This window comes from Levilactobacillus tongjiangensis (assembly GCF_003946345.1).
GTDB lineage: Bacteria > Bacillota > Bacilli > Lactobacillales > Lactobacillaceae > Levilactobacillus > Levilactobacillus tongjiangensis.
The window spans coordinates 83,254-97,210 of record NZ_RHNY01000003.1; the positions used below are offsets into that span (position 1 = coordinate 83,254).

General features: G+C 49.1%; 14 protein-coding genes. 9 read left to right on the plus strand and 5 right to left on the minus strand.

The features are described from left to right. Positions 1–3: 3 nt before the first annotated feature. The 5 genes from EKM75_RS02385 (at position 4) to EKM75_RS02405 (ending at position 2,812) form a co-directional block, all read left to right on the plus strand. Positions 4–546, plus strand: coding sequence for a phosphoribosyltransferase family protein (locus tag EKM75_RS02385; protein WP_125691773.1), 543 nt, complete (start codon positions 4–6; stop codon positions 544–546). A gap of 222 nt (positions 547–768) precedes the next feature. After that, positions 769–1,269, plus strand: coding sequence for a hypothetical protein (locus EKM75_RS02390; protein WP_125691774.1), 501 nt, complete (start codon positions 769–771; stop codon positions 1,267–1,269). Positions 1,270–1,300: 31 nt separating this feature from the next. After that, on the plus strand, positions 1,301–1,798 hold the full coding sequence (locus tag EKM75_RS02395; protein WP_125691775.1) for a hypothetical protein: 498 nt from the start codon (positions 1,301–1,303) through the stop codon (positions 1,796–1,798). Positions 1,799–1,813: 15 nt separating this feature from the next. Next, the gene (locus tag EKM75_RS02400) at positions 1,814–2,311 is read left to right on the plus strand and encodes a hypothetical protein (RefSeq protein WP_125691777.1); all 498 of its coding nucleotides are present in this window, start codon (positions 1,814–1,816) and stop codon (positions 2,309–2,311) included. 12 nt (positions 2,312–2,323) lie between these two features. Continuing rightward, entirely contained in the window at positions 2,324–2,812 is a 489-nt protein-coding gene (locus EKM75_RS02405) for a hypothetical protein (protein ID WP_164508703.1), read from the plus strand. A 742-nt stretch (positions 2,813–3,554) separates the two neighbouring features. Here the strand turns inward: EKM75_RS02405 and EKM75_RS02410 are convergent. Both EKM75_RS02410 and EKM75_RS02415 read right to left on the minus strand, forming a co-directional pair. After that, positions 3,555–5,198, minus strand: a complete 1,644-nt coding sequence (locus tag EKM75_RS02410; protein WP_125691780.1) for a peptide ABC transporter substrate-binding protein — start codon at positions 5,196–5,198, stop codon at positions 3,555–3,557. A 614-nt stretch (positions 5,199–5,812) separates the two neighbouring features. Next, positions 5,813–6,472: an EAL domain-containing protein gene (locus tag EKM75_RS02415; protein ID WP_125691782.1), complete on the minus strand. Its 660-nt coding sequence runs from the start codon at positions 6,470–6,472 to the stop codon at positions 5,813–5,815. A gap of 284 nt (positions 6,473–6,756) precedes the next feature. Between EKM75_RS02415 and EKM75_RS02420 the strand changes: the two genes are divergently transcribed. The 4 genes from EKM75_RS02420 to EKM75_RS02435 all read left to right on the plus strand — a co-directional run bounded on the left by EKM75_RS02420 (position 6,757) and on the right by EKM75_RS02435 (position 11,395). Further along, positions 6,757–7,830 (plus strand): AEC family transporter, encoded by a 1,074-nt coding sequence (locus EKM75_RS02420; RefSeq protein WP_125691784.1) that lies wholly within the window; start codon positions 6,757–6,759, stop codon positions 7,828–7,830. A 32-nt stretch (positions 7,831–7,862) separates the two neighbouring features. Continuing rightward, on the plus strand, positions 7,863–8,867 hold the full coding sequence (locus EKM75_RS02425) for a 2-hydroxyacid dehydrogenase (RefSeq protein WP_125691786.1): 1,005 nt from the start codon (positions 7,863–7,865) through the stop codon (positions 8,865–8,867). Positions 8,868–9,080: 213 nt separating this feature from the next. Then, positions 9,081–10,682: an ATP-binding protein gene (locus EKM75_RS02430; protein ID WP_125691788.1), complete on the plus strand. Its 1,602-nt coding sequence runs from the start codon at positions 9,081–9,083 to the stop codon at positions 10,680–10,682. Beyond that, the gene (locus EKM75_RS02435; RefSeq protein ID WP_125691790.1) at positions 10,679–11,395 is read left to right on the plus strand and encodes a response regulator; all 717 of its coding nucleotides are present in this window, start codon (positions 10,679–10,681) and stop codon (positions 11,393–11,395) included. The genes EKM75_RS02430 and EKM75_RS02435 overlap by 4 nt, the downstream gene beginning before the upstream one ends. Positions 11,396–11,472: 77 nt before the next feature. On the opposite strand, the gene EKM75_RS02440 is transcribed toward EKM75_RS02435, so the two are convergent. From EKM75_RS02440 to EKM75_RS02450, 3 genes are all read right to left on the minus strand, one after another. Beyond that, positions 11,473–11,991, minus strand: coding sequence for a GNAT family N-acetyltransferase (locus EKM75_RS02440; protein WP_125691792.1), 519 nt, complete (start codon positions 11,989–11,991; stop codon positions 11,473–11,475). A gap of 268 nt (positions 11,992–12,259) precedes the next feature. Continuing rightward, positions 12,260–13,144 carry a zinc ribbon domain-containing protein gene (locus tag EKM75_RS02445; RefSeq protein ID WP_125691794.1) on the minus strand — a complete coding sequence of 295 codons (885 nt, stop codon included), beginning with the start codon at positions 13,142–13,144 and terminating at the stop codon, positions 12,260–12,262. A 15-nt stretch (positions 13,145–13,159) separates the two neighbouring features. After that, complete coding sequence (locus tag EKM75_RS02450) at positions 13,160–13,954, minus strand: zinc ribbon domain-containing protein (RefSeq protein ID WP_125691796.1); 795 nt, start codon at positions 13,952–13,954, stop codon at positions 13,160–13,162. Between the last annotated feature and the right edge of the window lie 3 nt (positions 13,955–13,957).

A 13,957-nucleotide genomic window follows, 5' to 3' on the forward strand; every position in this document is an offset into this window, starting at 1 on the left:
CGTATGGAAACGTATGAACTAAAAGTGGGGCCGTTAACGCGGCAGTTACCAATTGTCCCAATCAGTGACGAATTGGCCATCGCTTCGTTTGTGCTGTTGGGTGATGCTGAGCTAACGGACTATGCCGCTCGGGCTTTGGCTAAACAGGTGCCAGCTGATTTCGACTATTTGGTCACAATGGAAAGCAAGGGGATTCCACTGGCTCAGGAACTAAGTCGGGTGACGGCGCACCCGCAGTTCGTTGTTTTACGGAAGTCAGAGAAGGATTATATGCGTGACCCATTGAAGGTGCCAGTGACGGCCATTACGACCAGTGCACCCCAAGAATTGGTATTAGATGGTGCCGATGCAGACCGCTTGGCCAATAAGCGAGTCGTGATTGTTGATGATGTTATCAGTAGTGGCGGTTCTTTGACCGCCGCTCAGGCCCTGATTGAAAAGGCTGGGGCCACGGTGGTTGGGCAGGTAGCGGTGCTGGCCGAAGGAGACGCAGCCGCCCGGACTGACATCCAGTACTTAGCAAAACTACCATTATTTCCTTTATAGAAAGCGATTATGCCAGCGTTGTGAATGATTTATTCACAACGCTTTTTTGTCGTTACTTCGGACAGATTGGAGCAGTTGAGAAACGACAAATCAAGAGCTGAACTTGCGTCAAATCAAGCTTTGTCCCTGCAAAATAAAAACGTCTTGTCTTATTAACAATGTTGAACTATATTTAATTTAGTTAGTTTAATCAACAATTGTTTCGGAAAGCAGGGGAAGCGGATGAGCATTAAGAGATTGCTATTTGGTTTGGCCGGCGTCGTTTTAGGCGGTGCATTGCTAGCGGTGCCAGCTCAGGCTGATACGCTACCGACTCAGTATCAGGGGACTTGGTACGGCTACATTAGTTCTGAAAAGAGTCACCACGTTCGGCGGTATTACTTCAATCAGGTGACGATTAAGTCCAATCACATTAGTTACGACTATCAAAACACGATTAACCCCCGGTTTAAGAATTTAAAATGGACCTGGGGAGCTTCAGCGAAGGCATCTTACCGTGCTAAGGTTGATCGGAAAGGTCGCCAGATTTATCGGATCTTCACGGCTCGCACCGATGAGGATGCGCTGGGAAAGATTCGGTTGGGTAACGTTAAGGGTGTTGGTATTGACCGGACGGCGCTTATCTTGAACGTGGGGTACGAGAACCTCTACCTCTTCCGTCAGCCGACCCGTAGTCACGCCTGGGGTGAAGAGTACGAAGATTCGTTTGATATTTATGAGTGATCCAGAGAGGGTGTGAGTGGGGATGACACAAATGAAACGACATATTTTAGTAGGCGTGGTCAGTCTGGGACTCACGTTATTGGCCGGTGGGGTCACTGCTCAGGCGAAGAGCCAGTTACCTAAGAGTTATCAGGGAACTTGGTACGGGTACGTGTGCTCGGAAAAGGTGGATTACGTGAGAACGTACAACGTGGTTAAAGTGGGCTTTACCCGTAATCGGTTTGACTACGCGTACTTGAAAACGACTCACAGCGATCTCAGTCAGCTGGACTGGCAGTGGGAAGAACACACGCTAACGAGCTATAGTAAAAAGGTCAACAAGCACCATCAAACGTACTACACCATCTCCACGGCGGGGTTCGCTGACGACATCAATCGCATGCGGTTGGTCACGGTTAAGATTAATGGTCAACGGTTGCAGGCACTGAAGATGACGGCACAACCGGATACGCTCTATGCCTTCCGTCAGCCGTTACGGACGCACGCTTGGGGTTGGGATTTTGAAGACTTTGCGCCAACAGATGTCTAGAGAGGATACCTAATAATGAAGAAATTAATGTTCTTAGGGTTAGCCGCATTGGGACTAGCCTTGGCCAGCAGCGTACCAGCACAGGCGGCCAGTCAATCGGCCAAGTTGCCGGCAAGTTATCAGGGTGTGTGGTACGGGTACGTTGGTAAGACGAAGCAACATGGTAAAACTTACTATGAAGTCGATAAGATGACGATTACCAACACTCGGCTCACGGTTGCCGATATGTTTTCGTCGAACCAGAATTTAACGCATCAGAAGTGGCAATACAGTCTGGTTGTGCCACTAGTTATCACGAAAAAGGTTAACCAAAAGGGTCATGAACGCTACATTTTACGGGCCAATGCGGTTAAGTTTGACAGTTCAGGTTTGCCAACGTTGCGGCAAAAACGGGTCAAGGTCAATGGTAAAAAGACGACAGCGCTCTGGCTGCGGGCAGAGGGAGACAACACCTATGCCTTCAGACGACCGCTACGCACCCATTCATGGGGACCTGATAGCTACTTCAATTAAGGAGCGAATATGATGATCAAAGCAGGATTTAAAGGGATAGTCTTAGGGATTGCCAGTGTTGGTTTATTTCTAGTTGGGACCACGGCTCCTGTTCAGGCGGCCAGCAAAACGGTCAAACTGCCTAGTAGCCTCAAGGGAAGTTGGTACGGTTACTTAGGAAAAGACGAGAATGATTGGCATCGTTACGGCGTGGTCAAATTATCCTTGACCAAGAATTTTACGCTGCGGACTTATACGAGTAAGAAAAAGTCGCTCAAGCCACTTCGGTGGGAAATGACCACCAAGGTACCCGTTACGTATACCAAAAAGGCCAAAGGCGTTTATCGGCTCTATTCACGGAATAAGGCGGATCTGGATTCGCCAGTATTCGTCAGCCGGAAGCGGGTTAACGTAAAGGTGTTAGGAAAGAAGAAAATGGCGTTGAAACTGCGGATGAATGGCGAAAATGTCTATCTTTTCCGGCAGCCATTGCGGAGTCATGTTTGGACGTATAGCATTTAAACTGGTTGTTACTGCCGTCTCCGGTGGTCCGGGCTGACCCACGCTGTGGTGACCGCCTGCGGCCTGAGAAACGGTACTTCGGCTCGACTTGAAGCCGCGCCAAGTTCGAAGAGTCTCCAAGCTCGTCCCACGTCATCGATTGGTCAATTCTGTCAAGCGATGACGTTAACGCTGCGTGAGTCAGGCCGGACCATCTACAATTTCTGTTGATGAGTTAGCGTAACTTAGCTTTCGCGGTGCACTGTGGTCGTGTCGGATATGGCCGTTGGTTGTGGTGTGGATGGAGATAAACGTTTACTGCTCGTGGTTTGAGTGATTAGTAATCTCGCAAATGAACCAGTAGTAACGTCTGTAACCTGTTGATCCGTGTAGGATTGTTGGTCTATCGTAGCCGGAGGTTGCCGGGGCGGGGGCCGGCCGAGTCGGTGTTATCTGACCGGGTTTTTGGTCAGATAACACGGGACGAGCTTGGAGACCCGCAGGGGTTTTAGCGGGGCTTCAAGTCGAGCCGGAAGCCCGTACTTTGGCTGCAGGCGGTCCCCACAGCAGGCCCCCGCCCTGACGACCAGAGGCGGCCATTCACCGGATTTTTCCTTGATTCTTAAACCAAATACAAACTAAAAACAGGTTCCAACTACGCGCACTTCAAACGCCAGTTGGAACCTGTTTCTTCTATATTAATATGTTTATACAAGAGGGGGGAGTTAGAGACTGAGTCGAATCGTTTGGTAGTGGTCGGCGATTACTTGGCGATATAAGTCGTCTTGAAGTCGTAAGGTACACCGGCACCGTTGTACACGATGCTCTTGACGCTGCTACGTAACAGTTGTGATTTAGCAGCTTGGTACAGTGGAATCGTTCCTTGGTCGTTGATCAGCACCTTTTCAGCTTTGACCAGCTTGTTCCAACGCGTCGTTGGCTTGTTGCCATCTTGGTTTTCAGCTTCGTCGAGGAGCTTATCGAATTGGGTGTTCTTCCAACCAGTCGTGTTGTAGCTAGAGTTGGCTTCGAAGACGTCCAAGAAGTTGATTGGGTCGGCGAAGACAGATTGCCAGCCGGCTAAGGTCAGTTCGTAGTTCCCGTTGTTTTGTTGGGTAATCAATTGTACGTAAGGCACCGTCTTGATGGTGACCTTCACGTTTGGTAATTTTTCGAGAGAACTTTGAACAAATTCAGCGGTTTGCTTGCTGGTATCGGTGTCGGAAACGGACAGGGTCACGTCGAGCTTCTTGTCACCAGTTTGCTTCAAGCCTTTGGCTAACAGGCTCTTGGCTTGCTTCAAGTTGTAGGAAACGCCAGACTTCACGTAGGCCTCTTTGTTGAAGGCCTCACCAGTCTTAGGGTTGTTGCCCATGCCGGCTGGGACGAAGCCCTTGGAAGCAATGGAACCATCTTGCAGAACGTCGTTGACCAATTGGTTGCGGTCGATGGCTAAGGAGAGGGCCTTACGAACGTTGGTGTTCTTAAAGGCGGCAACTTTCTTTTGGTTCAAATCTAACCGTTGGGAACCAGTAGGGAGGCGTTTAACGAAGTCCTTACTGTTCTTGTTGTTCTTGATCTGTTGACCACTTAAGAGGGTTTCATCGGTCTTCTTAGCATTGTACAGGTTGTAGCTGGTCGTGGTGGATTCGGTCACTTGCTCGTTGATTTTATCCAGGTGAACGGCTTGCTTGTCCCAGTAAGTCTTGTTCTTAGCCAATGTCCAGGACTTGCCGGTTCCGTTCCACTTGGTCAAACGGAATGGGCCGTTGTAGACCGTGGTAGCGGAGCTAGTCCCATACTTCTTACCAAATTTATTGACGGCACTTTCGTTCAACGGGTAGAAGAGGGGCCAAGCCAGTAATTTCTTGAAGTAGGAAACGGGTTTAGTCAGTTGTACGGTCAGCTTGTATTTGCCATCGGCCTTGATACCTAAAGCACTGAGCGACTTCTTTCCCTTGTTGACGGCTTCAGCGTTCTTGACTTGGTAGAGGTAGAAGGCATCTTGTGAAGCGGTCTTGGGGTCCAACGTCCGTTGCCAGGAATAAACGAAATCTTTGGCGGTCACGGTGTCACCGTTGGACCACTTGGCACCCTTGCGCAGGTTGAAGGTGTAGGTCTTGCCGCCGTTAGTGACCTTGGTGCTCGTGGCCAGGGCGTTGGCAGGAACACCTTTACTGTTCAGGCGATAAAGCCCTTCTTGCGTGTTCTGCAAGACCGTGAAACTCAGGGTATCGGTAGCTTGGGCCAGATCAGAGGAGGCGAGTTCGGAAGACTCCGTCCAGTTCAACTCCTGTTTGGCGGCATACTTACCATTGGAACTACTACTGCTAGACTGGCTCCCACAACCGGCTAACGTCAATCCAATAACTGCTGCAACTGCTAAAACTGTTCCCTTTTTCTTCATCCCAAAACATCTCCTAAAATAAAAATCGTCCTTATGTAATCTCTACATAAGGACGATTTCACTCGCGGTGCCACCTTGTTTTATGGGGGACTCGCGCCCACCATCTCCGTAACTTCTGTTGCCAAAAGTCGGAAGCGGTAACGGGCTTCATGTCGAACAACCGGCTTGCACCAGCTGTTAGCTACCAGGCTCATCTTCGCTGCTCAGTTGTAAGCCACCTTTTCAGCTACCGGTGGTCTCTAGACTTAGCGTGAACAGCTACTCTTCCTGGTGATGCGTTCGTGTATTTCTAATATGCCTCTAATAATAGCGAGGGGGCTGTGCTTTGTCAACCGTTGAATTGAAATTAGTTAAAATCCGGTATTACAGTATTTATAAAGGGTCTATAGAAGGAACTTGGGTGAAGTGGTTGGGAAATTGTTTTGTGAACTCATGGAATACTCATAATTTATATGGAAATTAGCTATTAGCATAATTACTTAATAGGCGGTGGCATTTGGCGGTTTAACAGACTATGAACAAGGGGAGTGTTTGAGAAATTAGGCGTAAAAAATAGAGACTTATCTGCATCTGAATGGATGTCAGAATAAGTCTCTATATGATTTAAGGATGGATTACCCAGCGCAGTAAGGCACCGGTTTACTATAAAAATATCCCTGTGTCATCTGAGCATCGTACTGTTGGGCCAGGGCGACGTCATCTTCATTTTCAACGCCCTCGACGGTCAAGTCTAGCTGGTACATGTCGGCAATTTTACGCCAAGCTTTCAGGCTGTCCATGAGGTCTGCCTGCCGGTGCTGTAGCCGGAAGTTTTGCATGGCAAACTTGATGCTGTCCATAAACGGCAATGCTGCCTGAACCGCCGGACACCATTGGTTATCAGTGCCCACGTCATCTAGGCTCAATTGGATATGGAAGACCCGGTATAGTGGCACGTACCGGTGTAGCTCTTCCAGTGATGGCGTTTCCGTCAATTCAATGGTCAGGTGGAGATGCTTGATTGACTTTTTTAGATGGATCATGTGCCCAATAGTCTGGGGATCCGTAAATTGTTTGCGGTTTAGGTTAAATGAAATTTCGGGATTGTTGTGATGGTCCTTCAGGATGTTCGTAATCTCTTGATAGGATAAAGAGACTTGCTGGTCCATCGGTAGGGCCGTGAAATCAGTTGGTGTGACCCAGTAGTCGTGGCAGTACGAACGCAATAACAGTTCGTAGCCCGCTAATTTTTGTGTGACCGCGTTAATTTGCGGCTGAACGAAGAATCGATACATTTAGAATAAAACCCTCTTTCCCGTTGCACTCTAGGGCTAAACGGTAGAACCCAGTATACAACATTGCTAAATTTATTTACAGCCCAAACGGTATAAGTCGTCCCTTATTTTGTCCGTCAATTTACTCGAACTGTCCCCTCGTTTGCCCAAACGTGAGTTTTTTCACTGGCTATTTAGGCACTTACATAAGTTACATTACTTACAAAACTTTCGATATGTATATTAATGAGCAAAAGGACGATAATATGGAACTATCATATAGATTAATCATGGAGGCGACAAGAATGAGCGTGCTTAAAGCAGTTGAATCTACGTTCACAAACGCAGCAATTATTAGTTCCATTACTTCTACCATTTTCATTATCCTATTAGGGTTCTTCCTCCGTCGGCGGGGAACCTTCGGCGAAAACTTTGGGAAGGTTTTGACCAAAGTTGCCCTGAGTGTGGCTATCCCAGCTCTGGCCTTTAATTCATTCATGCAACCCATGGATGGCGATGCCTTCAAGCAAGGTATGGGCGTTTTAGTTTGGGGGATTGTGATTTATATTCTTTTGATTTTCGTTACCCCATTTATGTACCAACGTTACGTTAAGGGAGAACGTGAAGTCTTAGCTATCTTAACCACTTTCGGTTCAACCACTTTCTTCGGTATTCCTATCGTTGGGGCCGTTTACGGTGCCAAGGGTGTTATGTACAGTTCTATCTTCAACATTGGTTACCGGATCTTCCTTTACTCTTACGCCTACATCAAGATGTCTGGCTTGAAGATGGAAGGTAAGAACATCAAGAAGATGTTCGCCAACCCAATCGTTATCGCCACTTTCGTAGGTCTGTTCATGTGGCTCGGCCAACACTTGGTTCCTCAAGTAACGGTTCACGCCGCTATCAACGGGGTTCAACAAACTGGTATGACGACCGTGGCTTTCTACCGAATCGACCAAACGGCCCTTTGGATCTACAAGCCACTGACTTACTTAGCTAACTTGTCTTCACCATTAGCTTGGTTGGCAATTGGTGTTACTTTAGGATCAATTTCCTTCAAGGACGCTGCCGAGGACAAGACGCCTTGGTACTACGCCTTCAACAAGGTTATCATCGTCCCATTATTGAACCTGCTTCTACTTTGGGTGCTCGACATCACGGGTATCCTGCCACTGAGCTTCACGGCCGTTGCAACGATCGTTGTCATGATGGCAACGCCAACTGCCGCCGTTGCTTCCGCTTACGCTATTAGCTTTGACCGTGAAGCCGTTATGTCTTCCAACGCGTCCTTCATCTCGACCATCTGTGCCGTGGTAATGATGCCAATCTGGATCGCTATCTTGACGGTTATCAACGGTTTAGGTATTTTCCACTAGAAGTTTAATAAAAGAAAAGGAGTGCTTTTAAAATGGTAAAAATTACGTCCTACGGTGTTCGGCCAATTGAACGGCCTTACTTTGATGAATTAAACAAGTATGACTTTGAAATGACCTACGTTGAAGACCTCTTAACTCATGACAATGCCGAAGCATCTAAGGGTGCTGACGCTGTGTTGGTTCGTGGGAACTGTGTTGCCGACCGTCAGAACTTGGAAAAGTTTGCCAGCTGGGGCATCAAGTACGTTTTCACCCGTTCCGTTGGATTTAACCACATGGACCTGCAGGCTGCCGCTGATTTAGGCATCGAAATGGCTCGAGTACCAGCCTACTCCCCATACGCCGTTGCCGAATTAGCCTTTACCTTGGGCATGACCCTTTTCCGTCACGTAAACTTGGGCATTAGCCAAACGCGCCAAGCCGACTTCACTATTTCTCCAGCAATGTTCAGCAAGGAAATCCACACAGCCACCGTTGGTATCGTTGGTATCGGCCGGATCGGTTACACGGAAGCTAAGCTGTACAAGGCTTTAGGTGCCAAGGTTGTGGCTTACGATCCATACCCATCTGACGCTGCCAAGGAATTAGCCGAATTGATGGAACTGCCAGACTTGCTTAAGCAAAGTGACATTGTTTCCATTCACGTGCCTTACTTCCCAGGTAAGAACGAAAACTTGGTCGACGAAACCTTCGTTTCTCAAATGAAGAAGGGCGCCGTCTTGATCAACACCGCGCGTGGTGAATTGTCCAACATTCCAGCCATTCTAAAGGGCTTGAACGATGGTCAAATCGACGGTTACGGTGCCGACGTCGTGCAGGACGAAGTGAACATCTTAGGGAAGAAGTTCGACAGCGTTGACGCTGTGCCTAACCAAGAGGTCCAAGACCTGTTGCGGGCTAACCCTAAGGTGCTGATTACGCCACACGTTGGTTCTTACACGGAACCAGCTCTGCAAGACATGATCAGTATCAGTTACGATAATTTCCACGATATTTTGACGACTGGTGCTACTAAGAACGCCATTCACGCTAAATAAGCAATTACCATTAAACGGGTGCGGAGAATCTTCTTCCGCACCTTTTTTGGCGTTATTACGCGGTTTGATGCAGGTGGTGATTGCGTAACTAAACCAGTTACCCCTAAACGTATCCGGTTGAAAGGGGATTAACGACCACCGTTTCGACTGGCCTTAACAGTTGCCTAACGCAACCGATTTCAGTATATTAGGAGGAGTGAGGGGACATTGCTGATGAAGTTTTTCAAAAAACACCTGCCATTTTGGGCGATGGTGATTGCTATCATGACGTTAACGATTGGGGTTTCCGTGGCAACCACCGTTTTCCTGATTCACCGGGATACGGTGGCAGAGAATAAACAGGCCATTCAGAGCCGCATTCTTAAAATTGCCAAGTCGACCGCAAAGATGCCGGAAGTTCAACGCGTCATTGAATCATCCAACGCGGGGTCGTCTGCCCACCTACAGGCCTACATCAAGCCATTGGTCAAACGGGACGACGTGGACTTTATCGTGGTCATGAACCATGACCTGATTCGGCTGTCTCATCCACATAGTCAGGACGTGGGTCACCATTTTAGTTCGCTCAGAGATCCCGCGCCGGCCCTGCAAGGGCAGACGCGCTATTCTACTAAGCCTGGTGTACTGGGTCCCGAATACCGCGTCTTTTACCCGGTCAGAGCTCACGGCAAAATTATCGGGGTCGTCTGCGTGGGGGTTACGCAGCAGAACCTGAATCAACAACTCCAACATAAAACGCGGCCGATCCTCATTGGGGGTCTGCTCGGTTTATTGGTCGGTCTGGTACTTTCCGTTTTGCTCGGCATGTATTTGCGCTACTTATTACTCGGCATGGAACCCAGTGAAATTTCCGAGCAAACCGCCCAACAGGCGTTGATCGACAATTCGTTGCCTGAAGGCGTCATTGCTATCAACCGCGACGGTGTGGTCATCTCCGCTAATCACACGGCCCAATCCTTGTTCGGCCAAGAGTTGGTCGTGAACCAAGCCTTGCCAATGGACTTGCGGGAAATCCTTTTTACTGGCGCCGCAGTGACTCAGGCCGCCACCGGAGGCATCGAAGCCTCTTTTCGTGACAAGCAACTGTTGTTATCCACCAATGACTTGCTGGTCCGAGGCAAACAAATCGGTCAGGTTTGTCTGATTCGCGATATGTCCGAAATTTCCGGTCTGATCGATAAACTTGCTGGAACCGAACATTATGTTTCCTCATTACGGGGGCAGACGCATGAATTTATGAACCAACTCCAGGTGATCAACGGATTACTGGAGCTAGAAGAATACCCTCGCGCCCTAGAATTTGTGGGCCAGATTACCGATAATTATCATCATGATATTGGTTACGTCACGGATAAGATTAAGTGGCCGGCCATGATTGGCCTGATCCTGGGAAAGAGCAAGGAAGCTAAGGAGCAGGGGATCACGTTTAAGGTAGCTGAGGACGCCTCTGTGCCCCAGGCAACCTTTGACGGGAAGGTCGAGGTGCTATTACTCCGTATCGTCTCTAATCTGCTGGATAACGCGATTGGGGCCATTCGTCAACCCGATGACCAGAGCCTGATTAGTCTGAAATTAGTCCTGACCGGGTCCCAACTACAAATCGTGGTGAGTGATACCGGAAGTGGTATCGCACCCGATGTGCGTCAGCAGATGTTTACGCAGGGCTTCTCCACCAAGGGGCCTCATCGTGGGTACGGGATGGGCATCATTCATGCCGCTGTGACAGCGTTGCATGGGCAATTGACCATTACCGATAATCAGCCATATGGAACCGTTATGACCGTTTTAGTTGAAACCAAGGAAGCGTTGAAATGAAGATATTAATAATTGAAGATGATCCCATGGTCCGGCTGATCAATCACAAGTTTTTGGACCGCATTAGCCAGTTAGCCAGCGCTACGGTCACCGAGTGTGAGAGCGCGGTGGTGGCTTTAGACCTGGCAGATTTGGACGAATACGCCCTGATTTTACTGGACATGTATTTACCACAGGTGAGTGGGACCGAGTTCTTAGCGGAACTGTTGAAACGCCAGCTACATCCGCAGGTTATCATGATGACGGCCGCCAACGACCAGCAGACCCTAAAGGAAGCCGTCAACTATGGCGTTCTGGATTTCTTGATCAAGCCGTTTTCGTTTGACCGATTTGAACAGGCGATTGCGAAGTTCACTCGGCTACAGGTGGTCGATGACAAGCACACCGTCTCGCAGACAGACTTGGATAGCTTGTTTCAAGGAACGACGGCAACGCTACAACCGGAAACGAGCCGTGACTTGCCCAAGGGGTTAGCCAAGCTCTCCCTCCAACGGATTGTCCAGACGCTACGCCAATTTGATTCCGAGTTTTCCAATCAAGACGTTGCGGATCAGACGGGGTTATCCCGGGTGTCGACAAAAAAATACGTGGATTTTCTTACGGAAATTGGTTTCCTGGGTTCACGTATCGTGTATCAAAACAGCGGTCGCCCTTTAACCAAGTTTCGGGTCGATGGCCAGGGTGAGGCTACTTTAAACGAATATTTATCATGATTGAGACCGTAAACGGCCCCGCCACGTCACCAATGGTTGGTGATGTAACGGGGCCGTTTTTATCGCTAAAATATCGGTTAGCTGGTAGTCGTTAAATTCAGTTCATACGCCCGGCGGACACCGTTAGCGTTGACCAAGCCCCGGTACTGGTACCCCAGGTTAGTCGCTAGCGCCTGCATTTGTTGATTCATGGCGTGGGTGTCGACGCGAAAATTACGGACGCCGGTCTGGTAAGCCACACTTAGTAGATTCGAGAAGAAGTAGTGGCTGAGATGTTTGCCCGTGAAGCCAGCGCCGAGGGCGATGCGGTGAATCGTGGCGTAGGGGTCCGTGGTGTTGGCCCAAGCGCCGTCAATTTGATGATAGTTGGGGTCGTCACCGATAATTAACGCGGCGGTTCCGGCAATTTGACCGTCGACTAACAGAACCCAACTATTCTGCTGATCAATGTCGGTTGCAATGGCTGACTCGTTGGGATAACCGTCTTGCCACTGGGGACTGCCGCTGGCCTTTAGTTGGGCCTTGGCGTGCGCAATGATTGGCATGATGGCGGGAATATCGGCCGGTTGTGCTTGGCGAATGTAAATCAAACTCATGAGTAGTGCCTTCTCTCTAATATGTTTGGTGTTGGTGTAGTACGTGATTGACTAACTAATAAAAAAGCCACCCCGCGAGGTGACCTTCCGCTTTACCAGCCGCCAGCACATATCTGGCGGCCGCTCGGCTTACACAGTATTTGACGGTTAACTAATGTGCTATCAGTTAGTCATCATGAATGATGTACGTAAACCTTTTGCGGTGGTGATGCTAAACAGCCATTAAAGCTGGCGGAATCCCTGGCCTCCGGAGTACAACCAATTTAGTTTAGTAACCTGAATAGGTATCGATGGCATCACCGAGACTGCTCAGAGGCGCTTCAGTAAAGAGCCCCACCAGCAGACCCACAATGATAATAATGACAAGCAGTAAGCAGGATGCTAGAATCCAAGTATAAAGTGGGTCTAGCCGAGGTTGCGTCACGTCGCGAATAATTGTGAGGTAGTAGCCGAGAACCAGAACAGCAATGCTGGGCACGAAGATACTCGTTGCCAGAATGGCGTAGTGCAAGGCTAACGACCCCAGGTCAGTAATCGTGGCAGCGTTGATCACTAGGATGGCGGCAACCAGGAAAGCCACTAGGTTAATTGCGAGAATCGAACTCGTCGCACCAAAGAAGTGGTTGGTGAACTCGAAGAAATTCAGAGGCTGATGGGCGTTGATCAGACGACGTAAACCATAGGCCGCACCGACCACCAGCGCATACAGCGCGAAAACACAGATGAAGAAGTCCATCCGCACAGCGGTCATCAGCGAACCACCATTGATGGCGTTGCCGTCAGAACCAATCACGCGTAAGGCCACCGTGACAGCGTGTTGCATGAACATGGACAGAATAATCGTGTTTAAGAGGACTTCGAGGAAGACTGTCAGAACACCAAACCAGTGATTGGCATTTTCAACTGGTGACAGGGGATGTTTGAAAGATTCCCACCACCAAGAGAAGTAGTTGCGACTGGCCAAAGTACCTGTGGCTAGCGCTTGGCGTTGCGGTGTGGTGGTTGTGTCAGCTGCTGGGGTTGGTTCTGGTGCGACTGGGGCCGGTTCACTAGCTACTGGTTGGGCCAACTGGTACCCACAATTGGGGCAGAAGCTGGAGCCAGCGGGAAGGGCAGTCCCACAATTTGGACAAAAATTAGTTTCGTTGGACATTGGTGGACTCCTTTCCTAAAGCGTGAATGGGAACAGACGCAGCGCGTTTAACAGGTTCACTAGAATCGTGATCCCCAGGCCCACAACAATCTGTCCCAGCAAAGCGGCGTAGAGCTTATCAAAGCGGGGTGTCTTGATATTGTGAACCAGGCTGTAGATAAAGCTGGCGTTCAGAAGTAGAAAAACAGGAACCAAGAAGGACCGGCTTGCATCAATAAAAGTGCCATAGGTGCCATCTTGAAAGAAGCTGATCACTAACATCAGAATACTGACGACCACTGCGGGAGTTACCGTATGGCCAAACTGGTTCACGTATTCGAGGAAGCTATTGGATGTTTGGTCACGGTCTAATAGCCGACGCGCACCAAAACCAATCGCTACGACAACTAAAACAATCAACCCTTCTGAGAGGGCGGTAATCGCTGTGAAGCGTAGCGTGAGACCTGGAATTCGCTTGAGATACGCTGGATAATCACTAAACCAGTGAAGGTAGCGATTATCCATGGAGGCAATCATAGCCGTATTGACAATGACCATCAGGACTAGATTCAAAATGCCAAATAGATTGGTGCTTCCAGCGACTGGTTGTCCCGGCCGTTTCAAAGAAGTCCACCACCAGGAAATAAAGTTCGTAGTGGCGGGCGACGTTGTAGTTGCCATCCGCGTGGTCGTTGGAGTTGCTTCTGGCTCTACGGGGATGTCGGTTGCGGGTGCATTGCCGCTTAAGGCATACCCACATTGCGGGCAAAACTGTGTGTCCGCGTGTAGCGCGTGGCCACAGTTGGGACAGAATTTTTGTGGTTCGTTCATACG